This is a genomic window from Sinorhizobium fredii, assembly GCF_002944405.1.
Taxonomy (GTDB): domain Bacteria; phylum Pseudomonadota; class Alphaproteobacteria; order Rhizobiales; family Rhizobiaceae; genus Sinorhizobium; species Sinorhizobium fredii_C.
This window is the reverse complement of sequence record NZ_CP024307.1, coordinates 2946651-2972197: the sequence shown is the minus strand read 5'-3', so window position 1 is coordinate 2972197 and position 25547 is coordinate 2946651. Positions and strand designations below refer to the sequence as shown.

The following is a 25547-nucleotide window of genomic DNA, read 5'->3' as shown; positions in this document are numbered from 1 at the left end:
AGCAAGTGCAACGCAGGAGTGATCGATGCGCGATCTTGCCAAGTGGAAGGGATGCCCGGCGCCGCAGCCGGTCTCGATCGAGGGCCGATATGTCCGGGTGGAGCCCTATGACCGGGCGGCGCATCTCGATCCGCTCTGGCACGACGCCTTCGGCGGCTTAGCGATCAACCCGCTGCTCAAATATTTCACCCAGGACGATTTTTCGGGAATCGAGGCCTTCGACGCCTGGCTCTCGGCGGTCCAGACGAAGTCCGGATGGATCACCGAGGTGTTTCGCGACAAGGCGACCGGCAAGGTCGTCGGCATGGCGAACTATATGCGTGCTGACCCCGCCAACGGCGTCGTCGAGGTCGGCGGCGTCGCGCACGGACCGGCCATGTCGCGTTCGCCGCTTTCGACGGAAGCGCATTATCTGATGGCGAGGCACGTTTTCGAGGACCTCGGTTATCGCCGCTACGAGTGGAAATGCCACAGCGAGAACCAGCCGAGCCGCACCACGGCGCTCAGGCTCGGTTTCACCTTCGAAGGCATTTTCCGCCAGCACATGATTTCCAAGCACGCCAATCGCGACACGGCCTGGTTTTCGATGATCGACAGCGAATGGCCGCTCCTCAAGGCGGCGTTCGAGGCCTGGCTTTCGCCGGAGAATTTCGATCCTGAGGGGCGCCAGAAGCGGCGGCTGGAGGACATCCGCGCGGACCTCGCGGCAAGGGAGCAAGCGTGAACACGCCGGAGAAGAAGGATAAGTCGCCGGCGACCGCCGCCGCCATCATCCTGGCGGTCGTCGGCATCGGCTTCTTCGTGCTGCCGTCGATCATGGTGCGGCTCGGCGACATTTCCCCATGGCTCGCCGCCGGCGTCGGGGCCCTCTTCGTGCTCGGCTTCTTCCTGCTCTTCTGGCTGCGCGCCCGACATCAGCGGCGGAAGGGGCTTTGATACTGCCGGCGCAAAGCCGCCTTGATGCAAGTGATTGCCCCTCACCCTAGCCTTCTCCCCGCGTGCGGGGAGAAGGTCGCGGCAGCGGGATGAGGGGCCGCCTCGGCTGAAATTCTCCTGATCAGCCTTGCAGCGCGGCCCCCAGCAGAACAAGCCCCAGAACCAGCACCAGCAGCGCGCCGGCGATCTCGATGCCGTTCGAGAGGCGGGCCGCGGCCGATTGGCTGGAGGCGTAGCGGAGCGCGAAACCCTTGGCGGTGACGGCGAGGGTGGCGAGGATCGAGACGGTGATCGCGGTGCCGATCGACATGGCGAAGACCGAGAGCACGCCGCCGAGGTAGAGGCCGTTCAGGAGCGCGAAGGAAAGCACGATCAAGGCACCGGAGCAGGGGCGTAGACCCACGGCGACGATCGCCGACCAGGCTTCGCTGAGCGCAAAGCGGTCGCCCTTGAGCATCTGCGGATCCGGCGCGTGGACGTGGCCGCAGGTGGCGCAGACCTCGCCGGCGTCATGGGAGTGGGGGTGCTCATGGTGGTGATGCGAATGATCGTGGCCGTGATGGCCGTGATCATAGTGGCCATGATCGTGATGAGCGTGCTCGCGGTGGGCGTGGTCGCTGGCGGCCGGCCGCATCATCGATCGCAGCTTGCGGAACACCAGCCAGCCGCCGAAGGCGGCAATCAGCGCGTAGCTTGAGACCTCGAGCGAATGGGTTGCGCGTGTCATGTTGATCGAGGAGCCGCGCAGCACCAGATAGACGGCGCCGATCAGCAGGATCGCGACGACGCCCTGCAGGATCGAGGAGAGGAACGACAGGAGCACGCCGCGTTTCAGTTCCGTCTCGTTGGCGATCATATAGGAGGAGATCACCGCCTTGCCGTGGCCGGGGCCGGCCGCGTGGAAGACGCCATAGGCGAAGGAAAGGCCGATCAGCGACCAGAGCTGCCAGGGGTTCTCGCGCATGCCCTTGAGTGCCTCGGTCAGCAGCCGGTAGAAGCTTTGCTGCTCCATGTTCACCCAGGCGAAAAACCCGCCGAAGAGGCCCGTCGCTTGGATCGAAGGCTCGGCGGAGCCGATGCCGAGCGGCGATTGCGCCATTGCGAGCGTCGCCGAAAGGGCCGCCAGCAGAAGGCCGGCGGCGAGCGGACCGCCGATCCTGCGCAGGTTCAGCATGTGACCTCGATCCTGGTTGCAAAGAGTTTCGACATGTCGGTCCCGGTCGGATCGTTCCAGAAGGCGTCGGTGAGCGTGTCCTTGTTCTCGGCCAGCACCTCGTCGGGGTCCGGCCGCACCACCTGATGCTTGCACGCTTCGATCTTCTCACCGATGACGGTCAGGTCATCGTCGGTCGGGAAGTCCATCGCCGTGTACATGGTCGGGTCGTAGACGCCGAAAGAGAGCTTGCCCTTGAGCGGCATCGCCTCGGCCGGCTTGACCGCGAACATCATCAAGAGCTGGTTGTCCTTGTAGTCGACGGTGATGCCGTCGGGCCGATTGACCTTCACGGATTTCCCGTTGTCGAAGATCGTCGTGTAGTAGTTGTACTCGGAAAGCGACTCCAGCACAGTCTGGCCGACCTCTTTCAGTTCCTCCGGATCGAGCGTGGCGTTGGAGTTCTTATCGAAGTCGAGCACGACGCTTGCCGAGAACAGCTCGTCGAAGCGCCAGACATTGCGCAACTCGCCGATGTTGCCCTGTTCGTCGGAGACGATTTCCAGCCGCGCCTCGGCAAAGATGTGCGGATGGGCGGCGGCGAGCCCGGGCGTCAGCAGGGTCATGAGGCCGGCCAGGACGAGGCGTCGTGTGTTCATCGAGCGGGATTCCTTTTCGGTCGAAGCGGACCGTACGAATCGCCCCGGAATGTACCGCAAATGGGACGGAATTGGGACTTCGCGGGGCAAAGCGCTGGGCGCCTTCATTGCGTCTTGCGAAACCAGCCATGCAGGAAATCGACGAAAGTCCGCACCTTCGTCGGCAGATAGCGCCGGTGCGGATAGATGGCATAGATGCCGCGGTCCTTGGGCAGGTAGTCGTCGAAGAGCGTCACGAGCTCGCCGGACTGGACCCTCGGCCGGGCGATGAAATCGGGGAGGACCGCGATCCCGATGCCCGTCACCGCGGCGCGGGCTGCCGCAAGCGGGCTGTTGACCTCGATCGGACCGCTCACCGGGACCGAGAAGGGCGACCCGTCCGGCTCGATGAAACGCCAGTTCGAGTAGGACCGGCCGTTGGTGTCGAGGATGCAGGGTATCTTCGAGAGCTCGCTCGGATGCGCGAAGGGACCGGCCTTCGCCATGAAGTCCGGCGAGGCGCAGACCAGCACCTGGAAGTCGTCGAGCTTGCGGGCGATCAGCGTCGAGTCCTCGAGCCGGGTGATGCGGATCGCCACATCGAAGCCCTCCTCGACGAGGTCGATGAAGCGATCGTCGGAAACGATTTCCAGCGACAGTTCCGGGTGCTGCCGGCCGAAGTCGATCAACGACTGGCCGATCTCCGCATCGACGAAGGTCCGCGGCACGGTGATTCGCAGCCGTCCGCGCAGATCGGAATTGTTGGCGCGGACGAGATCGGCAAGATTGTCGATCTCCTTCAGGATTTCGGAGGCGGAGCGGTAATAGGTGTGCCCGGCCTCGGTCAGCGAGAATTGCCGCGTCGTCCGGTTGAGGAGCAGGGCGCCGAGCTCGTCTTCGAGTTCGCGGACATATTTAGACAGCAATGCCTTGGATTTGCCGACGCGCCGGGCGGCCGCCGAAAAGCCCTCCGCGTCCACGACATCGATGAAGGCGCGGATGCGGGTCAAAGTGTCCATGATTCGTCTTTCTCATCTGACCCGCGCGGAGCCGCAAAGCCCCGCCGAATCCCCGGCTTAGGTTGTCTCCGCGGCGCGCACCGGCGCGGCTGCAGTCGTTCATCGAAAGTGAACACGCCCGCTCTGGCCCGGTCCAGAAAAAATTAGCGGCGAAGCGGCAAAAAACTCTTGATTACGACAGCGAATTTTCTTACCTACGCCCTTGCCCAAAGTCGCACGTGCCTGTGGGTGTCCGCCGACCCTCGATTAGGTGAGGATCTCGGTAAGGTACCTGGAACTAACCCCTCCAGTCGCTATTCCGGCCAACCGGGAAATGCGAGGACATCTTGAAGCAACGACGGTGCGGGCCTTTCTGGTGTCTGCCGGCTCTCCAACAGCCGGGGTTACTGAAGAGGCACACCTTCATTGCCGGAAGTGCGGTTGGGTTATTCCCTCCAATCCATGGCAGACAAAGCCGAATCTTAGCCTTTGCGGGCTTCGATTCATCGTTCGCGCATCGAGCGCATGCATGGTTCCGGGGTCTCCACCGGCTGGTTCCAGTGCAAGCGCGCGTATGCCCTTTGTCCTCCACAGTTGTGGAGTCTAATGGATCGGGGAATATAGCCATGACCACCGCACGCATCATCGACTTCCTCAACACCCGACGACCCGAAGGCCCCTGCCTCGTTGTCGACCTCGACATCGTGCGCGACAATTTCAAGGCTTTCCGTCACGCGTTGCCCGATAGCGCCATCTACTACGCCGTGAAGGCCAATCCGGCACCGGAGATCCTGCGCCTGCTCGCCGGTCTCGGCTCCAACTTCGATTGCGCATCGGTCGCCGAAATCGAAATGGCGCTCGATGCCGGTGCGACCCCGGCTCGCATCTCCTATGGCAACACCATCAAGAAGGAGCGCGACATTGCCCGCGCTCACGCGCTCGGCATCAACCTCTTCGCGGTCGACAGCCATGAAGAGGTTGAGAAGGTCGCGCGCGCCGCTCCTGGCGCCCGTGTCTTCTGCCGCGTGCTGACCGATGGCGAAGGCGCCGAATGGCCGCTGTCGCGCAAGTTCGGCTGCGTGCCGCAGATGGCCGTCGACGTGCTCGTCTACGCCCACCAGCTCGGCCTCGTTTCCTATGGCGTGTCGTTCCATGTCGGCTCGCAGATGACGAAGCTCGACGCCTGGGATGCGGCGCTCGCCGATGCCAAGCGGGTCTTCGTGCAGCTTGCCAAGCAGGGCATCGAGCTCAAGATGGTCAACATGGGCGGCGGCTTCCCGACGAAGTATCTCCGGGACGTTCCGTCGGCCGAAGCCTATGGCCAGGCGATCTTCGGTGCGCTGAAGAAGCACTTCGGCAACAACATTCCGGAGACGATCATCGAGCCGGGCCGCGGCATGGTCGGCAATGCCGGCGTGATCAAGGCGGAGGTCGTTCTCGTCTCGAAGAAATCGGACAACGACAGCCATCGCTGGGTGTTCCTCGACATCGGCAAGTTCGGCGGTCTCGCCGAGACGATGGACGAGGCGATCCGCTACCCGATCCGCACGGCGCGCGACGCCGACGCGATGGAGCCCTGCGTGCTGGCCGGCCCGACCTGCGATTCGGCCGACGTGCTCTACGAGAGGAACATGTACCCGCTGCCGATCTCGCTGACGATCGGCGACGAGGTTCTGATCGAGGGCACAGGCGCCTACACGACCACCTACTCGGCCGTCGCCTTCAATGGCTTCGAGCCGCTGAAGGCCTATGTGATCTGATCCTGCCGGCTCCCGCTTCAAGCGGGAGCGGCGACTTCACAATCATCCTTGGTCCGCCTGAAGCGGTTTTGATGACGGGAGGCCCCGATGGCCGCTGTTGTTGACACCCTGCGCGCGTTCTTCGCGCCATCCACCTTTGTAATCGACTCGGAAAACCCGGGCGACGTCGTCGCGCGTGAAAACTTGCTCGACCGGGCCATGGGACCCGGCCGCCGCAGGAAGTCGTCTGAGAAGTTGCGCCGCGGCCGCGTGCCGGCCGAGGGGCTTGCCCTGGTGGCCCGCGACGCCGACGGCCACGTCGTCGGCACCGTGCGTCTCTGGAACGTCGAGGCTGGTGTGAACCGGGAGGGCAACGCCGTCCCCGCACTGCTCCTCGGCCCGCTTGCCGTCGATCCGGCGCAGGAGGGCAAGGGCATCGGCGGCATGCTGATGCGGGTAGCGATCCAGGAGGCGAAGAACCGCGGCCACGGTGCGGTCCTGCTTGTCGGCGACGCGGCTTACTACGAGCGCTTCGGCTTCTTCGCCGATCGGACGCAGCATCTCGTCATGCCCGGCCCGTTCGAGCGCAACCGTTTCCTGGCGCTCGAGCTCAAGGAAGACTGGCTGGAAGGCGCCGTCGGCATGCTCGTCGCCAGCGGCCGGAAGCTCGCTTTGCCGCCGGTCAAGCGCGCCGCCTGATTTTCCGCCTCTCACCCTGCGGAGGCGGACAACGAACAGCGCTCCTGCCGCGAGGCAGGGGCGTTGTCGCGTTTTGCGAGCTGTGTCAGGTGGTGGCGCGACGATAGAATGCCAGCGAACCGGCAAGCGCCAGCAACGCGCCGCCGCAGACGCGATCCAACCAGACCGCGCCGGAGCGCTTCAGGAAGCGTAGGGCCTGCGAACCAAGCAGCGCATAGCCGAACATCACCATGAAATCGATCGAGGCGAAGACGAGGGCCAGCGCGGCGTATTGCTGTGCTTGTGGCAGCGCCACGTCGATGAATTGCGGCAGGAAGGCGGAAAAGAACAGATAGCCCTTGGGGTTGGTGACGGCGACGAGGAAGCTCTTCAGGAAGATCGCGCGCCGCGTACAGGCTCCGGTGCCCTGAGGCTCCTGCGAGACATCGAGCGTGCCTTGGGAGCGCAGCAGCGTGACGCCGAGGAAAGCGAGATAGGCGGCGCCGAGCCACTTGACCACCGAGAACCAGAATTCGGATGCGGCGAGCAGCGCGCCGAGGCCGAGCGCCACGGCGCCGATCAGCACGAAGTCCGAAAGTATCGCGCCGATCATTCCGTAGCCGGAGCGGCGGACGCCATAGCGCGACCCGTTGGTCAGCGCCAGGAGCACGGTCGGTCCCGGTGTCGCGATGCCGATAAAGGCGACGGCGGCGAATGCAAGGATGGTCGTCTCGTTCATGGCTATCTCCTCTCGCGCCTACAGTCGTTCCACATCTCCGAAATCGCTGCAACGAAGAATTGCACGGTCGAAAGCTCACGAACCGCAAGCCGGACCAGCACATTTGACAGCGCACACGGATCCGCTTATGCAGACCGCGGGCGAGGGCCCCTGCCGTCCGCGAGCGCAAGCTTTGGTGAAGTCCCTCCTTGCGACACGGTCACGCCGGAACGGCATGCGAACCGATGGCAATGCGGACCCCCATCCGAATGAGCGCATGCCGTAGCAGGAGACCCTGTCATGCCGCATGAATCACGCGCGCTCCCATCTCTGGAGACACTGAAGGATCAGGCCAAACGCTTGCGCGCCCGGCTTTCCGCCGAAGGCGAGCAGATTGGCCACTCGAAAGCCCTCGAACTGATCGCCGCGCAATACGGCTATCGAGATTGGAACACCCTTTGTGCCGCTGTCGGTAACCGGCCGCCCTTCAACCCGTGGATACTGGGCGCGCGGGTCAGAGGCCGCTACCTCGGACAGCCCTTCAAGGGCGAAATCCTATCAGCCCAGGCGCTGACCGCGAAGCCGGGCCATTACCGGCTGACGTTCAAGTTCGATGAGCCGGTGGATGTCGTCACGTTCGAAAGCTTCTCGGCCTTCCGGCAAAGGGTGACGGCAACCGTCGACGAAAGCGGCCGCACGGTCGAAAGGACGTCGAACGGAAGGCCGCATCTGGAGCTCGAGTGGTGAGGATTTGCGGGGGCAGCCCCTCATCCAGTTGCCGCGACCTTCTCCCCGCCAGCGGGGCGAAGGGGATTCGCGGCGTTCTCTCCGTTCCCTCTCCCCGTTGGAACGGCTAGAAGGCTTTCCCCCGACACCGTGAGGCAGGCTATGCCGCCAGATCCACCACGCCGCAATCACCGGCGGCCGAGCCGAAGGCAAGCTGGCGGCCGGATCCGTTCCAGGCCATCGCGGTGATCGCACCTTTGCCGGGGCGGCGCAGCAGGACTTCCTTGCTGTCGGCGAAGCGGGCAGCCAGGATCATGCCGTCCTCATAGCCGATCGCGACGATGTCCTCGGCCGGATGGCAGGCGACCGTCGTCACCATCGTGTTGCCGCGGGTGCCGAGTTCGAGCGGCGCCTTGCCCATCGGCCCGTCCTTGCCCTGGAAGGGCCAGACGATCGCCGCCGGGGCGCCCGCGGAGGCGAGCCACTTGCCCTTGGCGGACCAGGAGAGCGACTTCACCTTGGCCGGGTAACCGGTCATGCGCATGTGGCGCGCCTCGGCGCCGGGCTTCGCGTCAAGCTTCCAGCCATGCAGCGCATTTTCCTGCATGGTGGTGACGACGAAACGGCCATCGGGGGAGAAGGTGACGCCGGTATGGGCGCCCTTCCATTCGAGATCGATCGGCTGGCCGGCCATTCCCACCCAATGCAGCGACACGCCATTGTAGCGCGCAACCGCTATCCGCAGCCCTTTCGGGGCGAAGGCGATGCCCTCGACTGTGCGTTCTTCTGAAAATTCCTTCGTGGTGCCGTCGGCAAGGCGGACATAGCTCGTCTTGCCGTAGGCATAGGCGACCGCCTTTTGCGGGCCGGCAGCGACCTGGGCAATCCATTTGCGCGGTGTCTCGGCGACGAGGCTCGCCGTGCCGTCGGCCGCAACGCGCATCACCTTGCCGTCCTCGCCGCCGGTCAAGAGCGTATCGGTCGCTTCGTCATTGGCGAGCGACAGCAGGCCGTCGTGCAGGTCGGTCGTCTTGTGGCCCTGGTCCAGACGGTGGATGGTGCCGGCGGCCCCGGCGAAAAAGGGAATGTCCTTCAGAAAGGCGACGCCGACGACGTGGCCTTCGAGATCGAGCGGAGCGACGGTCGGCATCAGATAGTCGGGCTTTCTTCGTTCAGCATGATTTCGTTCGGAGGCGCGGATCTCAACGGCATGACCCGTGGTGTTCGAGGATCATGCCTGGACTTCACAGGCCTTGAAGGTGCGCTCGAGCTTCTCGCGATCGAGGTCGCGGCCGATGAAGACGAGGCGGCTCTCGCGCTTCTCGCCATCCTTCCACGGCCGCTGGTGGTCGCCCTCGATGATCATGTGCACGCCTTGCACCACATAGCGCTCGGCGTCGCCGGCAAAGGCGATGATGCCCTTGAGGCGAAGGATGTTCGGTCCTTCCGTCTGGGTGATCTTCTGGATCCAGGGGAAGAAGCGCTCCGGATTCATCTCGCCGCCACGCAAGGAGATCGACTGCACCGTCACGTCGTGAATCGGCGACGGGGCATGATCGTGGTGATGGTGATGGTGATGGTGATGGTGGTCGTGATCACAGTCGGGGCCGCAGACGTGATCGTCATGCTCGTCCTGGTCGAGGAAATGTGGATCGTTCTCCAGCGCCTTTTCCAGATTGAATGCCCCCTGGTCGAGGACCTTGCCGAGATCGATATCGGAGCGCTGCGTCCGGTAGATGCGGGCGGAGGGATTGATCACCCGGACCGTCGCCTCGATGCGCTCGAGTTCTTCGGGGGTCACGAGATCGGTCTTGTTGAGCAGCACCACATCGGCGAAGGCGATCTGGTCTTCCGCCTCGCGGCTGTCCTTCAGTCGGAGCGGCAGATGCTTGGCGTCGACGAGTGCGACAACGGCGTCGAGTTCGGTCTTGGCGCGCACGTCGTCATCCATGAAGAAGGTCTGCGCGACCGGCACCGGATCGGCAAGGCCGGTGGTCTCGACGATGATCGCATCGAAACGGCCGGGACGGCGCATTAGCCCTTCGACGACGCGGATCAGGTCGCCGCGAACCGTGCAGCAGACGCAGCCGTTGTTCATCTCGTAGATTTCCTCGTCCGACTCGACGATCAGGTCGTTGTCGATGCCGATCTCACCGAATTCGTTGACGATGACCGCATATTTGCGACCGTGGTTTTCGCTGAGGATGCGGTTGAGGAGCGTCGTCTTGCCGGCGCCGAGATAGCCCGTGAGCACGGTGACGGGTATCGGCTTCTGCGTGGTCGTTTCGGTCATGGGAGCCTCGAGGATTGGCGATGCGCCGCGGGCATCTTCGTTGGGGTTCATATAGGAGATGACGCAGCGATGCGCAAATGTGCGGCGCGCCTTTTCGCCGCCGTCATCCGCTCACGCGAGCTCGTCGGGGTCGAAGGCCTGCACGTCCTTGAGCAGCTCGATGATGCCGGTGACCGCATGGCCGAGGAGAGCTTCGCCGCGCTCCGCCGTGGCGGCGGCCGCGTTGCCGGCCGCGCCGTCCGGGTTGAGGTCCGCCATCTTCCATCCGAAGGCATGCGGGCCATAGGCGCGCAGATGCTTGAAACGCTGCTGGAACTCGCTCTGGCGGGAGGGGAAATTGCGTGCCTTTGCCATGTCCACCTTGTCCGGATGGAGGGTCAGCATAACCGATGTTTCGATGTCGCCGCCATGGATATCGATCGCCTTCTCATCGGGTCCGATCCAGCCGTCCGGCTGTCCGAAACGGGTCCAGCTCGTCGCGACCGCCAGCATGCCGAAGCGAATGCGTGCCTCGGTCGCCACGACGGTCATCAGCGGCGAATTGCCCCCATGCGCATTCAGCATCACGAATTTGCGGATGCCCAACCGGCTGAGGCCATCGGCGATGCCGAGCCAGCGCGCAATCGCTTCGCCATAGGCAATCGTCCGAGTCCCGGCAACGTCGATATGCTCGATCGAGTAGCCGACCGGTTCGGCCGGCAGGAAGGTTGCGGGCAGTCCGTCCGGCATGCCGGCAATGATGCGGTCGACGATGCCTTCGGCGATCAGCCGGTCCGTTTCGAAGGGGAGATGCGGCCCGTGCTGCTCATGTGCGCCGAGCGGCAGAACGGCGATCCAGTTGCGCCGTTCGGCCGGTAGAATATCGGCGGGATTGTCCTCCCAGCGGGGCTTCGGCAGCGACATTTCTGTTCGGTCCTCAGTGGCGATTGTCGTAAAATTGTTATTTGAGTCATACAGTTCGTATTCGCAAGCCGACTTGCTATAAAGACAGTGTCAGGGATTCGGCCGGAGGTCCAATGGGCAAGAAGAGCAAAGCCGAAAAGAAGGGCAAGAACGGCAAGAAGCGAGACGAGCTGAATGCCGACGTGCAGGACCACGACCTTGCCTCGCTGCTTGTCCAGGCTGCCCGCTCGATGCGCACCGTGCTTTCCCGCAACCTCGTTGAGAGCGGCCTCTATGCCGGCCAGGACGGCGTTATGCTCGCCTTGGCCGAAACGGACGGTCTGACTGCTGGGGCGCTCGCCGCGAGACTCGGCGTCAAGGCGCCGACGATGACGCGCACGATCGGCCGCATGGAGGCTCAGGGCTTCCTCGAGCGCCGTCCGGACGAAGACGATGCGCGGCTGACCAAGGTCTTTCTGACGGGTCCGGGGCGCGACCGCCTGCAGACTATTGCCGAGGCCGGCCAGCATTCCGAAAAGCTCGCCACGCGCGGCCTCACTGAAAAGCAGGTGCGCACCCTTCTGAAACTCCTGCGCGTCGTCGACAGCAACCTGCAGGCGGCGCGTGCTGCCGACTGACGCAGCTCGTATGGCCAATTCCCGATTGCAGCGGCGATTTAAACAGTTTAAAGAGGGTTTAAAACAGGCCGGCACAATAGACGGGCAAACGGGGGGCACGGTGGCGCAGAAGGTCAAGCTTTCGACAATTGCGGAAACACTCGGCCTTTCGACGGCGACCGTATCCCTGGCATTGAGAGACAGCCCGCTCGTGGCGATCGCCACCCGCGAGAAGATCAAGGAACAGGCGCGCGCTCTCGGCTACATCTACAATCGCCGCGCCGCGAGCCTCAGGACCTCTCGCTCCGGTATCATCGGCGTCGTCGTGCACGACATCATGAACCCGTTCTATGGCGAGATCCTGAAGTCGATCGAGGCGGAGCTCGATCGCGACAAGCAGACCTTCATTCTTTCCAATCACTACGATTCCGTCGAGAAACAGCGCGATTTCATCGAAACGTTGCTGCAGCTCGGCGGCGACGGCGTCATCATGTCGCCGGCGATCGGCACGCCACCTGAGGATATTCAGCTCGCCGAGGACAACGGCATGCCGGCGATCCTGATCGCCCGTTCGATCGAAGGCCTCGACGTGCCGATCTTTCGCGGGGACGACGCTTACGGGATCGCGCTGGCCACCAACCATCTGATCGGTCTCGGCCACCGCTGCATCGCGATGGTCGGCGGCACCGACCAGACCTCGACCGGGCGCGACCGCTACCAGGGCTATGTCAACGCTTTGCGCAAAGCGAATATCGAGGTCGATCCGGACCTGCGTATTCCCGGGCCCCGTTCGAAGCAGGGCGGTTTCGAGGCGGCGGTGCATCTCCTGTCGCTGCCGCAGAAGCCCACCGCCGTGGTTTGCTGGAACGACCTGGTTGCAATCGGCATGATGAACGGCATCGCCCGCGCCGGCCTCGTGCCGGGCATCGATATTTCGGTCACCGGCTATGACGATCTTGAGGAAGCCTCGATCGCCACGCCGGCGCTGACGACCGTCTGGAACGGTCAGGCGGAGGTCGGCCGCAGTGCGGCCCGCGCGCTCCTCGACAAGCTTTCCGGCAGCCATGAGCCGGATGGCATCCACCTGATCAAGCCGGAAATGCGCATCCGCCAGTCGACCGGTCCGCTGCGGGTAACGGCTTGATCCTTTCCTCCGAGTCGGAACAGGATGCGGGCACCGCATTTTTCGCGACGCTCCGAAAAGGGAACCTCGATGAGCCGTCCTAGAATCCTCGTGCCCGGCAAGATCAGCCCGCGCGTCCTCGAGCGACTGCCGGAGATGTTCGAGACTGTGCGCATCGAGCGTGCCGATGCGGCATTTGTAACTTCGGACGTGGCGGATGTCGTCGGCATCGCCGTTTCGGGTCGTCTTCCGAACGAACTGATGGATTCCCTCCCTCGGCTGGAGATCATCGGGAATTTCGGCGTCGGCTATGACGGCGTCGATGTCGCCCGCGCAGCGGAGCGCGGTATCGTCGTCACCAATACGCCGGATGTTCTGACGGAGGAAGTCGCCGATACGGCGATCGGGCTGCTCCTCAACACCGTGCGGCAACTGCCGCAGGCGGAGCAATGGCTGCGGCAGGGCCGGTGGGTTCGCGACGGCGGGTTTCCGCTGTCGCCGCTGTCGCTCCGGGGCCGGAGTGTCGGGCTTTTCGGCCTTGGCAGGATCGGCCTGGCGATCGCCCGCAGGCTGGAAGCGTTCCGCGTGCCGATCGCCTATCACACGCGCAGCCGGCGCGAGGAACTGCCCTTCGCCTATTACCCGAGCCTTTTGGCTCTGGCGGAGGCAGTCGACACGCTGATCGTCATCGTACCGGGGACGGCGAGCACGGCGAAGGCCGTCAATGCGGAAGTGCTCGCGGCGCTTGGACCGCAAGGGGTGGTGATCAATGTCGGCCGCGGTTCGACGCTGGACGAGGCCGCCCTGATCGCGGCGCTCGAGAGCGGCACCATCGCCGGGGCAGGGCTCGACGTCTTCGAGAACGAGCCGCATGTGCCGGAGGCGCTTCTCGCTCTCCCGAACGTCTCGCTGCTGCCGCATGTGGCGTCCGCGTCGGTCGTCACCCGCAACGCCATGGCTGATCTGGTCGTCGACAATCTGAAGGCTTGGTTTTCCACCGGACGGGCGCTGACGCCGGTGGCCGAGACGCCGTTCGAGCGCAAGGGCCATTAGGAGCGGCTATTTCGCCTTGCTCTCCCGATAGCCGCGCGCCGCGTCGCCGAAAGCCTTGAAGAGGGCGGCGGAGGGGCCGTCGGTGCGCACCCAATATTCCGGATGCCATTGGACGCCGACGGCGAACGCCTTGGCGCCGATGACCGACACCGCCTCAATCGTGCCGTCGTCTGCGACCGCCTCGACCGCGAGCCTGGGCGCGGTGGCTGCGATAGCCTGGCGATGCAGCGAGTTGACCCGGATCCGCCCGGTGCCGAGAACGGGAGCGAGGCAGCTTCCTTCCTTGACGACCACGTCCTGGCGGATGCCATAGGCGATGTCGAGATCGGGCACGTCCGGCTTACGATGGTCCGAAATGCCCGGCAGATCCTGAATTTCGGTGGCGAGCGTGCCGCCCAGCGCGACATTGAGCTCCTGAATGCCGCGGCAGATGGCGAGCAGCGGAATGCCGCGATCGAGCGCCCCACGGATCAAGGGGAGGCTGGTCGCGTCGCGGCCGGCATCGAAGGGTCCATCCGCATCCGTCGCGTCTCGGCCGTAAAGGGATGGGTGGACGTTGGAGCGGGCGCCGCTGGCAAGCACCCCGTCGACCCGATCGAGGATTTCATCGATGTCATTGCCGCTTTCGAGCGCTGGAACGAGGAAGGGCATGACGCTAGCCCCCTCGACGGCAGCACGCACATATTGATGAGCGACCACGTGCCAGACATTGCCGTCGAATTCGCGAAAGTCGCAGGGTATGGCGACGACAGGTTTCGGCATCATCAAACTCCGTTTATCGTTCTGAAAAGCCTTGCCGCCAGACCGTGGTCAAAGTCAACCACGGAGAGAGGCGGGCGCCATGCAGGGCCTGCCGGAGTAGTTTTCCGGTCGTTTCCTGGCGCGCAACAGGCATTCGGCGCCGTTTCTTCAAAATCGGCTAACCATTTTCTTCGGAAGCGGTTGGCCGCCCAGCAACCATGGAAGTTCGGTTGGTTTCGATTTTCTTAAAGCATGCCTATGCGCGGTTGCAAAACCCGTGCATTATTGGCAGCTGGCCGCAAGAGAAGGTTGAATCTCTGCCGAAAACACGAAAACCGAGTTGCCCCAGTTCTGGAGTTCTGCAGCTATATTCGATAGTTAGACGAAATCATTCCTTAAGTCCTCAAATTCTAACAATCCGGCAGACCGGAGCTTGGTTCATGACGCGCAATGAACAGGGCGCTTTCCCGACAGACATCTACCTGTCGTCTGTAAGCTCGCTCTACCAACATCGCCGGGCCTTGGTGATCGGCATGCTGTCGCACGTCGTGACCTTTCTGCTCGTCTTTATGAAGACGTCCGATCCCTTCTATCTCGGCTGCGCCGTTGCGATCGTTGTCATCTGGACTCTCCGCAACCTCGACATGCTGCGCTTCGATCGCGAGGATTTCTCTCATGCCGATCGCGCCGTCGTCAGAAGATGGGAAAACCGATATATTGTCGGTGGCATCGGCGTCACGCTGACCTGTGGCCTCACCTGTGGCTATGCCATTGCCGTCAGCCGGGATTCCTTCGCGGAACTCGCCTGCATCTCCGTGACGCTTGCCTCGATGATATCGCTGGTGGGCCGCAATTACGGCTCCGAACGCGCGGTGCTGCTGCTGTCGTCGTCGGCCTGCCTGCCGATCGTCATCGGCCTCATGACGCTGCGCGACCCCTATATGCTGATACTGGCGGTCCTGATCCTGCCGTTCATCTTCACAACTTGGAAGATGGCGAACAACGTGCGCGCCTTTCTATACGACAATGTCCTCGCCGCTCGGGAAATCAGATCGATCAACGGGCAGTTCGACGCGGCCCTCAACAACATGACGCACGGCCTGTTCATGCTGGACGGCGACAACCGGATCGTCGTCGCCAACGAGCGCGCCTGCGAGCTTCTGAAGCTCGGCGACAAGGCGGAAACTAGGGATGTGCTCCTCGACGAGGTGCTCCGGCGCGGCGCCCGCGAGATGACGCTGGACGCGGAAAAGACCGCGACCATGATTCGCCGGCTCGACCTCCTGCTCAAGGGAAAGCGGTCGCGCGCACTCGTTCCCGTTTCCGAGGATTACCTTCTCGAATTTTCGGCGAGCCGGCGGGAGAACGGCGAGATCGTGCTGATCTTCGAAGACGTGACGGCGCGGGTTCATGCGGAAAAGCAGATCCTGCAGATGGTGCGCTTCGACACGCTGACCGGGCTGCCGAGCCGTGACTATCTTTTCGAGCTGGCGCACAATGCGGTCGCCGGCGACACTGTGCCTGATCGCGATATCGGGCTGTTGCTCATCGATATCGCCGAGTTCAAGCACGTGAACGACACACGCGGTCACGTGGTCGGCGACAAGTTGCTGCAATCGATCGCCGAGCGCCTCAAGGATGTCGCGGGCAGCGGCGCGATCGCGGCGCGGCTGATGGGTGACGAGTTCGTCGTCTTCTTCCCCAACAAGGAAAGCAGCCTGGACCTCGACGAGCGCATTCGCGACGTCCACGCCAGGATGCGCGGCACCTACGAGGCCGGCGGCTTCACCTTCTACATGACCATGAGCGCCGGCTTCGTCATCGCCAAGAGCAGCGCTTTTCGATTCGAGGATCTGCAGATCAAGGCCGACCTGGCGCTGGCGGAGACGAAATCCCGCGAAAGGGGAGGGTGCACCGCTTTCGAGGCCGAGATGGATGCGCGCTACCTCGACCGGCAGAAGCTCAAGGGCGATCTGCGCGAAGCGCTCAAGTCCGGCGCCCTGAGTGTCTCCTACCAACCGATGTTCACGCCCGACGGGACGCGCGTCGAATGCTCTGGCGCGCTGGACCCACCCGGAACGCGGGCCGGTGCCGCCGAGCGTCTTCATCCAGCTTGCGGAGGAGATGGGGCTCGTGACCGAGATCACCTGCTTCGTTCTCCGGCAGGCCTGCCGCGATTGCTCGACCTGGCCAGCCGGCGTCTCGGTTTCGGTCAACCTGTCGGTGCTTGATCTTCGCGACAGGCAGATCGTCGAGATCGTCGGCAAGGCTCTGGACGAGACAGGTTTGGACCCGGCTCGGTTGCATCTCGAAGTGACGGAAAGCTGCCTGATGGATGAGCCGGCCAAGGGCCAGTCGCTGCTTTACGAGTTGCGCGAGCTCGGCATGACGCTTGCGATCGACGACTTCGGGACCGGCTATTCGAACCTCAGCTATCTCGACGCGCTGCCCGTCTCGATCATCAAGATCGATCGATCCTTCGTCCGGAACATCCGCGACGATGCGCGCCGTTTCAAGCTGCTGTGCAGCGCAGTCAATCTCGGCCGTGCCCTTGGTCTCAAAGCTGTCGTCGAAGGGGTGGAGACGGTCGATGAGTTGCAGCTCATCAACGATTATCGCTGTGCCGATCTGATCCAGGGTTTCGTGTTTTCGGCGCCGATGCCGGCATCGGCGATCAGGGACTTGTGCAAGCCGCCCGTCCGAAAACGGAACGCGAAAGCGTCGCGCTCGCAGATCGCTTAAGCCCCAATAGGCTACAGTCGTGCACCGCTCGCCGTCCGTTCGCCACGGCGATTTACTTTTTGTTAAGGTTAACAGAACGTTAATTGTGAGTTGTGCCATTTTGTTGTTGCCGACAGCCGTCCCATCAATAGGTTAACCGCCTGTTAACCATGGGTTGGGGTGATGCGTGCCAACGGGGGCTAGGCCGATTCTGGCAGTTTTTCCGAGAAGCTCATGCTGCTCCTCGATCGCGTCGAGTACCGGCGGGTCGAAGGCGGCGAGGATATGGAGGACATCGCACGACTGAGATTCAAGGCTTACAAGGCCGTGAACCTCATGGAGTTGACCGGTCGACGCTTGTCGACGCGCTGGACTTCGACAGCCGCGCCTATGTCTTCGGCATCTATCTCGACGAGAGGCTGGTCAGCACGGTGCGCGTCCACCATGTGACGCCGGATCATCGCTCCAGCACGTCCGGGTTGATTTTCCACGAAGAGATCGAGGTCTTCCTGGATGCGGGCATGGTGCTTATCGACCCGGGGCGGCTTGCAGTCCATCCGGAGGTCCTCGGCGACGACCTGAAAGCCCTGCCGTATCTGACGCTACGCCCGGTGGCGATGGCCTGCGAGTATTTTGCCGCCGACCGGTGCCTGACCGCCTGCCGCCCGCGCCACGCCGCCTTCTACAAGCGCATCTTCGGATCGGCGACCATGGTGGAGCGGCGGGAGAACCTCGGCGTCTACAATGCCGACGGCACGCTCCTCGTTGCGCAGGTGCGCGGCCAGCGGCCGTCAATTCTGGATCGTTATCCGATCTTCGATTCCGAGCCGTTCGAGCGCCGCCTGATGTTCGCCGGGCGCGACGAGGTGCCGTTTGCGCCGCTGACGATCCTGCCAACCGCGCGATTCGCGCAGCTGGGTCAGGGCCGCTCCTTCCTGCGGGCTTAGACAGGCGATTAGGCGCCTCTCCGGTTCCGCCTGCGTCACGCCGAAACAATTCGCCGGCATGTGCGTTCGACTATGCCGCAGCCTACTGCATGTCTCCTTAGATCGACCTCGACTTAAGGACAAAGACATGCAGCCATTCAAAGTGTTACAGCGAACTTTGCGCGTCTGATAAGACGCGCGGCGCTATAGTGGGGCGGGTTTTCGTTGCGAAGGGCCGCCGCTTTGTGTATGCGGAAGCTAAAGGACCGCTCTCTCGCATCACTCGCGGTGCGGTTCCGAATAGTGGGTCAAAGCGAACCGCCGAAAGGCGGTGCCACAGCATTCTGGAGAACTGGAGATGGCAGAGCATCATACGGGACCGGCCGAGACGGGCGCCCCGATGGACTATTCCGAGCACGAGAAGACCTACACGCTCTTTCTCAACGCAACGAAATACGGCACGCTGTTTTGCGTCGCCCTGCTGATCGCCATGGCCGCCGGCTTCTTCACGACCATGGGCTTCATCAGCTCCGTCGTGCTGTTCATCCTGCTCAACGTCGCCGGCTACTTTTTCCTGCGCTGAGCGATCTTTCCGACATTTCCTGTCGAAGGCAGGGGAGGAGGACGCCCCTGCCTTCGTCGCCGGATGCAATCCGGACTGACCTCACCGCGTGAGGAGAGTTTTCGACGGCGGACAGGTTCCGCCTGCGAAAGAAGTGTGTCTGTCGCTGCAGCGATCCGTGCCTTGGTTCGCACAAACCTCGCTGCAGTGCATTGAAGTGATGCATGGCTTCTCCTTGGATCGGGGATTTGATTTGGGGAGCGAGCATTCGGGGCGGCTCGGTTCAAGCGCCGACTCGGCAATCGAACATGTACCCGCATTCAGCGAGGGCCTGGTTGCGGGGCGGAGAGGGGGAGTATTGAGCCAGATTGTCTTTATCGCAAAGGAATTGGATTCCGACGAGCCGCGCGTCGCGGGCTCCGTCGAAAGCGTCAAAAAGCTGAAGTCGCTGGGTTTCGACGTCGTCGTCGAGGCCGGCGCGGGCTCGCGGTCGCGGGTGCCGGATGAGGAATTCGAGAAGGCCGGGGCGCGGATCGGCAGCGCCGCCGATGCCGGCAGCGCCGACGTCATCCTCAAGGTGCGCCGGCCGACGGCCGAGGAAATCGGCGGCTACAAGTCCGGGGCGATCGTCATCGCCATCATGGATCCCTACGGCAACGACGCGGCGATCGCCGCGATGGCTGAGGCCGGGCTGACCGCCTTCGCGATGGAACTGATGCCGCGCATCACCCGGGCGCAATCGATGGACGTGCTTTCCTCGCAGGCGAACCTTGCCGGCTACCAGGCGGTGGTCGACGCGGCGCATGAATACGACCGGGCGCTGCCGATGATGATGACGGCGGCCGGCACGGTGCCGGCGGCCAAGGTGTTCGTCATGGGCGCCGGCGTTGCCGGCCTGCAGGCGATCGCCACCGCACGGCGGCTCGGCGCCATGGTGTCGGCGACCGACGTCCGCCCGGCGGCCAAGGAGCAGGTCGCCTCGCTCGGCGCCAAGTTCATCGCCGTCGAGGACGACGAGTTCAAGGCGGCCGAGACCGCCGGCGGCTACGCCAAGGAAATGTCGAAGGACTACCAGGCAAAGCAGGCAGCGCTGGTCGCCGAGCACATCGCCAAGCAGGACATCGTCGTCACCACGGCGCTGATCCCCGGCCGGCCGGCGCCGCGGCTGGTGACCCGCCAGATGCTCGATTCGATGAAGCCCGGCTCGGTCGTCGTCGACCTTGCCGTCGAGCGCGGCGGCAATGTCGAAGGCGCCGAGGCCGGCAGGGTCGTCGAGATCGGCGGCGTCAAGGTCGTCGGCCACCTCAACGTGCCCGGCCGCATCGCTGCCTCGGCCTCGCTGCTCTATGCCAAGAACCTCGTCACCTTCCTGGAGACGATGGTCTCGAAGGAGGAAAAGGCCTTGGCGGTCGACATGGAGGACGAGCTCGTCAAGGCGACGGCGCTGACCCACGGCGGCGCCGTGGTGCATCCGGCTTTCGGCGGCGCGAATGGGGGGGACAAGTAAATGGCGAACGAACTTCTCGACAAGGCGCTCACCGACCTCGAACGGGCGGTGGAGGCGGTGCGGACCGCGGCCGAATACGTGCCGGACGCGGCCGGCGCGGTGGCGCATGGCGCCACCGGCGGGGCGATCGACCCCTTCGTCTTCCGGCTGGCGATCTTCGTGCTGGCGATCTTCGTCGGCTACTACGTCGTCTGGTCGGTGACGCCGGCGCTGCATACGCCCTTGATGGCGGTCACCAATGCAATCTCCTCGGTGATCGTCGTCGGCGCGCTGCTGGCGGTCGGCATCTCGGCCTCCGGGCTTGCCACCGGCTTCGGCTTCGTCGCGCTGGTGCTCGCCTCGGTCAACATCTTCGGCGGCTTCCTGGTCACCCAGCGGATGCTCGCCATGTACAAGAAAAAAGACAAGTGAGGCGGGCCGATGAACGCTAACTTCGCAGCCTTCCTCTATCTCGTCTCCGGCGTGCTGTTCATCATGGCGCTCAGGGGCCTGTCGCATCCGGTGACCAGCCGCAGGGGCAATGCCTATGGCATGACCGGTATGGGTATCGCCATCGTCACGACGCTCATGCTCGCCGGACCGTCGATCGGCGGCCTGCTGATGATCGTCGCCGGCCTGGCGATCGGCGGCGGCGCCGGCGCCTATATCGCCAAGCGCATCGCCATGACGGCGATGCCGCAGCTGGTCGCCGCCTTCCACTCGCTCGTCGGCCTCGCCGCGGTGATGGTGGCGGCCGCGGCGATGTACGCGCCGGAAAGCTTCGGCATCGGCGCTATCGGCGACATCCATTCGCAGGCGCTGGTCGAAATGTCGCTCGGCGTCGCCATCGGCGCGATCACCTTCACCGGCTCGGTGATCGCCTTCCTGAAGCTCGACGGCCGCATGTCGGGCAAGCCGATCCTCCTGCCGGCACGCCACCTCGTCAATGCGGGCCTTGCGGCGGCACTCGTGGCGCTGGTGATCATGCTGGTCTTCACCGAGAGCACCACGGTGTTCTGGCTGATCGTCGCCCTGTCGCTCGTCCTCGGGGTGTTGATCATCATCCCGATCGGCGGCGCCGACATGCCGGTGGTGGTGTCGATGCTCAACTCCTATTCCGGCTGGGCGGCGGCCGGCATCGGCTTCACGCTTGGCAACCTGGCGCTGATCATCACCGGGGCGCTGGTCGGCTCTTCGGGTGCGATCCTCTCCTACATCATGTGCAAGGGCATGAACCGCTCGTTCGTCTCGGTGATCCTCGGCGGCTTCGGCGGCGAGACGGCAGCCGCGGGCGGCGACGACGGCATCCAGCGGACCGTCAAGCAGGGCTCGGCCGACGACGCCGCCTTCCTGATGCAAAACGCCTCGAAGGTGATCATCGTGCCCGGCTACGGCATGGCGGTGGCCCAGGCCCAGCATGCGCTGCGCGAGATGGGCGACCAGCTGAAGGCGGCCGGCGTCGAGGTCAAATACGCCATCCACCCGGTCGCGGGCCGCATGCCCGGCCACATGAACGTGCTTCTCGCCGAGGCCAACGTCCCCTATGACGAGGTGTTCGAGCTCGAGGACATCAATTCGGAGTTCGCCCAGGCCGACGTCGCCTATGTCATCGGCGCCAACGACGTCACCAATCCGGCGGCGCGCGACGACAAGACCTCGCCGATCTACGGCATGCCGATTCTCGACGTCGACAAGGCCAAGACCTGCCTGTTCGTCAAGCGCTCGCTCGGCTCCGGCTATGCCGGCATCGACAACACGCTGTTCTACAAGGACGGCACGATGATGCTCTTGGGCGACGCCAAGAAGGTCACCGAGGAAATCGTCAAGGCCATCAATCACTGAGGCATGACGCCGGCGCTTCGATGCCGAATGCCCGCCTCACTCAGGCGGGCATTCGCTTTTGTAGGACTGAAAGACCACGACCCCGGTTCCGTTGCGAGGTAGGCGGCCGCATTCGAAGTCATGGGAGCCGGCGGCGGCGGCCTTCCGGCCGCTCCGGCGCTGCCTTGCTGGAGTCGGAGCCTCACATAGGTCCCCGCCGCCGCGGAAGCCTCATGCACCGTCGAGTTGCACGTTGGAGAGCTGCAGCCAGGGCGGGTTGTCGGCGTACATTTCGCGAATGAGCTGCTTGATCTCTTCGACCCGGCCTTTCGCGTCGTCGCGCCTGAAGCTCATGATGATCGGCGAGGTGGCGTTCTCGTCCTTTATGGTGCGATAGCACACGTCGTCGGGCCTTTGCCGCTGCGACGCCGCGGGAATGACGCACAGGCTCATTCCGGCCGCCACAATGCCCAATGCGGTCTGAATTTCGCGAACCTCTTCCACGCTGCCAGGCGAAATGCCCTGTTCGGACAACATGTTGAGGACCTCGTCGGCAAAGCTCGGACGCGGAGCCGAGGGATAGACGATGAGCGGTTCCCCCTCCAGTTCGGCGAGCGCGATCGGCTCGGTCGATACCGATTTCGGATGCCCCTTCGGAAAGGCGACGACCAGTCGTTCCTCCCGCAGCGTCAGCCTTTCGACCTCCCTGTCGTTGAAGCGAACCCGGCCGAAGCCGAGATCGATCCGCCTCTCCTTGAGGGCCGTGACCTGCTCGGTCGACATCATTTCCCGGATTTCGATGTCGAGATCCGGCCAGCGCCGGCGCATGCGGCGGACCAGGTCCGGCATGCCGCCATAAAGGGTCGAGCCGACGCAGCCGATGACGTAACGCTCGCGTTTCGACAGGCCGATCTTGCGCGTCTGCTCGCGCATATGCTCGGTCCGGGCAATGATCTGTCCGGCCTGCTCGTAGAAGAAGCGACCGGCCTCGGTCAGATCGAGCGGCCGGCTCGACCGGTCGATCAGCAGAACGCCGAGTTCGTCTTCCAATTGCTGGATCTGCCGACTGAGAGGCGGCTGCGCGATATGCAGGATTCCCGCCGCACGCGAGAAGTTCCGCTCGCGCGCGACGGCAAGAAAATAGCGCAGCTGCCTCAGCTCCATGGCTATACCTTTCAGGTATCAAATCCAACTTATATAGTTTTGGACTGATTTTACAGTGGGCGCTAATTTCCTTGCGATCAAGGGAGGAAAGCCGGGTGTCTACCGAAATCCGCATCAGCGCGATCGAAACCATTATACTCGATCTGCCCACCATCCGGCCGCATCGCCTGTCGATGGTGACGATGAACCGGCAGAGCATGACCATCGTCCGCGTTCGCTGCTCCGACGGTTTCGAGGGGTTCGGGGAGGGGACGACGATCGGCGGTCTCGCCTATGGGCCGGAAAGCCCGGAAGGCATGAAGCTGACGATCGACGAATATATCGCGCCGCTGCTCATCGGCCGCGATGCGTCGCGCATCCAGGCTGCCATGGACGTCGTCGTCAAGGCGGTCAAGGGCAATCACTTCGCCAAATGCGCGGTGGAGGCGGCCCTGCTCGATTGCCACGCACGCCGCCTCGGTCTGCCGATGTCGGAACTGCTCGGCGGGCGGCGGCGCGAAAGCCTGCCCATCGCCTGGACGCTGGCCTCCGGAGACACCGCCCGGGACATCGACGAGGCGCAAGCCATGCTCGACCGGCGGCGCCACAGGGATTTCAAGCTGAAGATCGGCGTCAAGTCGATCGAGGAAGACATCCATCACGTGGCCGCTATCCGCAAGGCGCTGCCGGACATGGCCTCCATCCGCGTCGACGTGAACATGGCGTGGCGCGAGCGGGAGGCGCGCAACGCGATCGCGGCTCTGGCCGACGCCGGCTGCGTGCTGGTCGAGCAGCCGGTAGAGGGGATCGGATCGCTCGCCCGCCTGCGGCGGACTTCACCGATCGCCATCATGGCGGACGAGGTTCTGGTCGGGCCAGAAAGTGCGCTGGAGGCGGCGACTGCAAGGGCTGCCGACGTGTTCTCGATCAAGATCGAGCAGGCGGGAGGATTGTTTGCCGCCGCCCGGGTGATCGCGATCGCGGAAGCCGCAGGCATCAGCATCTATGGCGGCACCATGCTGGAGGGGCCGATCGGCACGATCGCTGCCTCTCAGTTGATGGCAAGCGTCAAGGAGCTGGAATGGGGCACCGAGTTCTTCGGTCCCCTGCTTCTGACCGAGGAGATCCTGGAAGAGCCGCTTCGCTTCGAGAACTTCCAACTGCAATTGCCGAAAGGTCCCGGGCTCGGCGTGGCTCTTTCAATGGAAGCCGTCGATCGTTTCCGCAGGGACGGCAAGCACGCTTCGACCCTGCGCGTGGTGGGGTGAGATCATGCTGTTTCATGTCGAGATGACCGTCAGTCTGCCGCACGATCTGCCCTCGGGCGTCGCTGCGGAGCTCAAGGCCACGGAACGCGAGCGGGCACAGGAACTGCAGCGTTCCGGCAAATGGCGCCACCTGTGGCGCGTGGCCGGCCGCTACGCGAATGTGAGCATTTTCGATGTGAGCGGGCCGGGAGAACTGCACGAGGTCCTGGCCACCTTGCCGCTCTTTCCCTTCATGGACGTCAAGGTCGTGCCGCTCTGTCGGCACCCTTCGTCGATCCGCGAGGACGATACCTAGACCCTTCGTCGGCGGCACTCCCGGGAGGATGGAGCCGCTGCAGTTCAAGACAATCCAAGTGGAGGAACGAACATGAACGTGAAGATTTTCGACAGGCCTGACATTCGGGACTTTCTCAAGACCCTCAGCGGTCTCGACAAGGAAGGCGGCAATCCGCGCGTCAAAGAGATCGTTCATCGGATCATGTCGGACCTGTTCAAGGCCATCGACGATCTCGACATCACCCCCGACGAATACTGGACCGGCATCGCCTGGCTCAACGAGATCGGCGCGGCCGGCCAGGCCGGCCTGATCTCGCCCGGTCTCGGCCTCGACCACTTCCTCGACGAGCGTCTCGACGCCATCGACGAGGCGCTCGGGATCGACAATCCCACCCCGCGCACGATCGAGGGGCCGCTCTATGTCGCCGGCGCGCCGGTTTCGGAAGGCTTTGCGCGACTGGACGACGGCACCGATGCCGACGGTCACACGCTCATCGTGCACGGCACCGTCCATGATGCCGACGGCAAGCCGCTGCCGGGCGCGACCGTCGAAGTCTGGCACTGTGACACCCGCGGCTTCTACTCGCACTTCGATCCGACGGGAAAGCAGGCGCCGTTCAACATGCGCCGCACCATCGTCACCGACGAAAGCGGCCGCTACAAGTTCCAGAGCATCGTGCCGCACGGTTACGGCGTGCCGCCCGGCAGCCCGACGGAGCAGCTTCTTTCCGCGCTCGGCCGACACGGCCAGCGCCCGGCACATATCCACTTCTTCATCAGCGCCGACGGTCATCGCAAGCTGACGACCCAAATCAACATCGAAGGCGATCCGCTGGTCAACGACGATTTCGCCTATGCGACCCGTGAGGGGCTTGTGCCATCCGTTGTCGAAAGGACCGACGAGGTCAGCATCAGGGTGAACGGCTTGAACGGCCCGTTTGCGGAGATCAAGTTCGACATTCACCTGACGGCCCTGGTGAACGGTGTCGACAATCAGATAAACGAGCAGCGCAAGCGCGCGGCCGCATGAGGCTCGGCGGCCGAACGGC

At 63.8% G+C, this 25547-nt stretch carries 24 protein-coding genes and 2 pseudogenes; 17 read left to right on the top strand and 9 right to left on the bottom strand.

Features of this window, described 5'->3' with window-relative positions; genetic code table 11:
* The first annotated feature begins 25 nt into the window (after positions 1 to 25).
* Complete coding sequence (locus NXT3_RS14635; protein WP_037414366.1) at positions 26 to 724, top strand: GNAT family N-acetyltransferase; 699 nt, start codon at positions 26 to 28, stop codon at positions 722 to 724.
* On the top strand, positions 721 to 936 hold the full coding sequence (locus NXT3_RS14630; protein ID WP_104839570.1) for a hypothetical protein: 216 nt from the start codon (positions 721 to 723) through the stop codon (positions 934 to 936). The genes NXT3_RS14635 and NXT3_RS14630 overlap by 4 nt, the downstream gene beginning before the upstream one ends.
* 121 nt (positions 937 to 1057) lie before the next feature.
* On the opposite strand, the gene NXT3_RS14625 is transcribed toward NXT3_RS14630, so the two are convergent.
* The 3 genes from NXT3_RS14625 to NXT3_RS14615 all read right to left on the bottom strand — a co-directional run bounded on the left by NXT3_RS14625 (position 1058) and on the right by NXT3_RS14615 (position 3746).
* Positions 1058 to 2110, bottom strand: coding sequence for a nickel/cobalt transporter (locus NXT3_RS14625; RefSeq protein WP_104839569.1), 1053 nt, complete (start codon positions 2108 to 2110; stop codon positions 1058 to 1060).
* Positions 2104 to 2748 (bottom strand): DUF1007 family protein, encoded by a 645-nt coding sequence (locus tag NXT3_RS14620; RefSeq protein ID WP_037414371.1) that lies wholly within the window; start codon positions 2746 to 2748, stop codon positions 2104 to 2106. The genes NXT3_RS14625 and NXT3_RS14620 overlap by 7 nt, the downstream gene beginning before the upstream one ends.
* A 104-nt stretch (positions 2749 to 2852) precedes the next feature.
* Positions 2853 to 3746 carry a LysR family transcriptional regulator gene (locus NXT3_RS14615; protein ID WP_037414373.1) on the bottom strand — a complete coding sequence of 298 codons (894 nt, stop codon included), beginning with the start codon at positions 3744 to 3746 and terminating at the stop codon, positions 2853 to 2855.
* Between the two features lie 605 nt (positions 3747 to 4351).
* Here NXT3_RS14615 and odc2 point away from each other — a divergent pair.
* Both odc2 and NXT3_RS14605 read left to right on the top strand, forming a co-directional pair.
* Entirely contained in the window at positions 4352 to 5485 is a 1134-nt protein-coding gene (gene odc2, locus NXT3_RS14610) for an ornithine/lysine decarboxylase (RefSeq protein ID WP_104839568.1), read from the top strand.
* Positions 5486 to 5572: 87 nt separating this feature from the next.
* Entirely contained in the window at positions 5573 to 6163 is a 591-nt protein-coding gene (locus NXT3_RS14605; protein ID WP_097527598.1) for a GNAT family N-acetyltransferase, read from the top strand.
* Between the two features lie 85 nt (positions 6164 to 6248).
* Here the strand turns inward: NXT3_RS14605 and NXT3_RS14600 are convergent, their stop codons facing one another.
* Positions 6249 to 6881 carry a LysE family translocator gene (locus tag NXT3_RS14600; RefSeq protein WP_037414379.1) on the bottom strand — a complete coding sequence of 211 codons (633 nt, stop codon included), beginning with the start codon at positions 6879 to 6881 and terminating at the stop codon, positions 6249 to 6251.
* A 279-nt stretch (positions 6882 to 7160) separates the two neighbouring features.
* Between NXT3_RS14600 and NXT3_RS14595 the strand changes: the two genes are divergently transcribed.
* Positions 7161 to 7607 carry a glyoxalase superfamily protein gene (locus NXT3_RS14595; RefSeq protein WP_037414381.1) on the top strand — a complete coding sequence of 149 codons (447 nt, stop codon included), beginning with the start codon at positions 7161 to 7163 and terminating at the stop codon, positions 7605 to 7607.
* A gap of 139 nt (positions 7608 to 7746) precedes the next feature.
* On the opposite strand, the gene NXT3_RS14590 is transcribed toward NXT3_RS14595, so the two are convergent.
* The 3 genes from NXT3_RS14590 to NXT3_RS14580 all read right to left on the bottom strand — a co-directional run bounded on the left by NXT3_RS14590 (position 7747) and on the right by NXT3_RS14580 (position 10782).
* Positions 7747 to 8736, bottom strand: coding sequence for a WD40 repeat domain-containing protein (locus NXT3_RS14590; RefSeq protein ID WP_104839567.1), 990 nt, complete (start codon positions 8734 to 8736; stop codon positions 7747 to 7749).
* 81 nt (positions 8737 to 8817) lie between these two features.
* A complete protein-coding gene (locus NXT3_RS14585) occupies positions 8818 to 9879 on the bottom strand; it encodes a CobW family GTP-binding protein (protein WP_097527597.1) in 1062 nt (353 codons plus the stop codon).
* Positions 9880 to 9990: 111 nt separating this feature from the next.
* Entirely contained in the window at positions 9991 to 10782 is a 792-nt protein-coding gene (locus NXT3_RS14580) for a creatininase family protein (RefSeq protein ID WP_097537901.1), read from the bottom strand.
* Positions 10783 to 10895: 113 nt separating this feature from the next.
* Here NXT3_RS14580 and NXT3_RS14575 point away from each other — a divergent pair, with 113 nt between their 5' ends.
* The 3 genes from NXT3_RS14575 to NXT3_RS14565 all read left to right on the top strand — a co-directional run bounded on the left by NXT3_RS14575 (position 10896) and on the right by NXT3_RS14565 (position 13554).
* Positions 10896 to 11399, top strand: coding sequence for a MarR family winged helix-turn-helix transcriptional regulator (locus NXT3_RS14575; RefSeq protein ID WP_037414389.1), 504 nt, complete (start codon positions 10896 to 10898; stop codon positions 11397 to 11399).
* Positions 11400 to 11499: 100 nt separating this feature from the next.
* Positions 11500 to 12522, top strand: coding sequence for a LacI family DNA-binding transcriptional regulator (locus NXT3_RS14570; protein WP_095677992.1), 1023 nt, complete (start codon positions 11500 to 11502; stop codon positions 12520 to 12522).
* Positions 12523 to 12591: 69 nt separating this feature from the next.
* Positions 12592 to 13554, top strand: a complete 963-nt coding sequence (locus NXT3_RS14565) for a 2-hydroxyacid dehydrogenase (RefSeq protein WP_104840007.1) — start codon at positions 12592 to 12594, stop codon at positions 13552 to 13554.
* Between the two features lie 6 nt (positions 13555 to 13560).
* On the opposite strand, the gene NXT3_RS14560 is transcribed toward NXT3_RS14565, so the two are convergent.
* Complete coding sequence (locus tag NXT3_RS14560; protein WP_097527635.1) at positions 13561 to 14316, bottom strand: gamma-glutamyl-gamma-aminobutyrate hydrolase family protein; 756 nt, start codon at positions 14314 to 14316, stop codon at positions 13561 to 13563.
* A 419-nt stretch (positions 14317 to 14735) separates the two neighbouring features.
* On the opposite strand from NXT3_RS14560, the pseudogene NXT3_RS14555 reads away from it, so the two are divergent.
* The 6 genes and pseudogenes from NXT3_RS14555 to NXT3_RS14530 all read left to right on the top strand — a co-directional run bounded on the left by NXT3_RS14555 (position 14736) and on the right by NXT3_RS14530 (position 21832).
* Positions 14736 to 17037: pseudogene (locus tag NXT3_RS14555) on the top strand (putative bifunctional diguanylate cyclase/phosphodiesterase).
* A gap of 213 nt (positions 17038 to 17250) precedes the next feature.
* Positions 17251 to 17963 (top strand): annotated as a pseudogene (locus NXT3_RS14550) (N-acyl amino acid synthase FeeM domain-containing protein).
* Between the two features lie 337 nt (positions 17964 to 18300).
* Positions 18301 to 18525, top strand: coding sequence for an aa3-type cytochrome c oxidase subunit IV (locus NXT3_RS14545; protein WP_037414394.1), 225 nt, complete (start codon positions 18301 to 18303; stop codon positions 18523 to 18525).
* Positions 18526 to 18862: 337 nt separating this feature from the next.
* Positions 18863 to 20011, top strand: coding sequence for a Re/Si-specific NAD(P)(+) transhydrogenase subunit alpha (locus NXT3_RS14540; RefSeq protein WP_104839566.1), 1149 nt, complete (start codon positions 18863 to 18865; stop codon positions 20009 to 20011).
* Positions 20012 to 20422 (top strand): NAD(P) transhydrogenase subunit alpha part 2, encoded by a 411-nt coding sequence (locus NXT3_RS14535; protein WP_012709410.1) that lies wholly within the window; start codon positions 20012 to 20014, stop codon positions 20420 to 20422. It abuts the gene before it with no gap.
* Between the two features lie 9 nt (positions 20423 to 20431).
* Entirely contained in the window at positions 20432 to 21832 is a 1401-nt protein-coding gene (locus NXT3_RS14530; protein WP_104839565.1) for an NAD(P)(+) transhydrogenase (Re/Si-specific) subunit beta, read from the top strand.
* Between the two features lie 210 nt (positions 21833 to 22042).
* Here the strand turns inward: NXT3_RS14530 and NXT3_RS14525 are convergent, their stop codons facing one another.
* Positions 22043 to 22975 carry a LysR family transcriptional regulator gene (locus tag NXT3_RS14525; protein ID WP_037414415.1) on the bottom strand — a complete coding sequence of 311 codons (933 nt, stop codon included), beginning with the start codon at positions 22973 to 22975 and terminating at the stop codon, positions 22043 to 22045.
* A 95-nt stretch (positions 22976 to 23070) separates the two neighbouring features.
* On the opposite strand from NXT3_RS14525, the gene NXT3_RS14520 reads away from it, so the two are divergent.
* From NXT3_RS14520 to catA, 3 genes are all read left to right on the top strand, one after another.
* Positions 23071 to 24222, top strand: a complete 1152-nt coding sequence (locus NXT3_RS14520) for a muconate/chloromuconate family cycloisomerase (RefSeq protein WP_104839564.1) — start codon at positions 23071 to 23073, stop codon at positions 24220 to 24222.
* Positions 24223 to 24226: 4 nt separating this feature from the next.
* A complete protein-coding gene (catC, locus tag NXT3_RS14515) occupies positions 24227 to 24517 on the top strand; it encodes a muconolactone Delta-isomerase (RefSeq protein WP_037414419.1) in 291 nt (96 codons plus the stop codon).
* Between the two features lie 72 nt (positions 24518 to 24589).
* On the top strand, positions 24590 to 25528 hold the full coding sequence (gene catA, locus NXT3_RS14510) for a catechol 1,2-dioxygenase (RefSeq protein ID WP_104839563.1): 939 nt from the start codon (positions 24590 to 24592) through the stop codon (positions 25526 to 25528).
* Positions 25529 to 25547 lie beyond the last annotated feature (19 nt).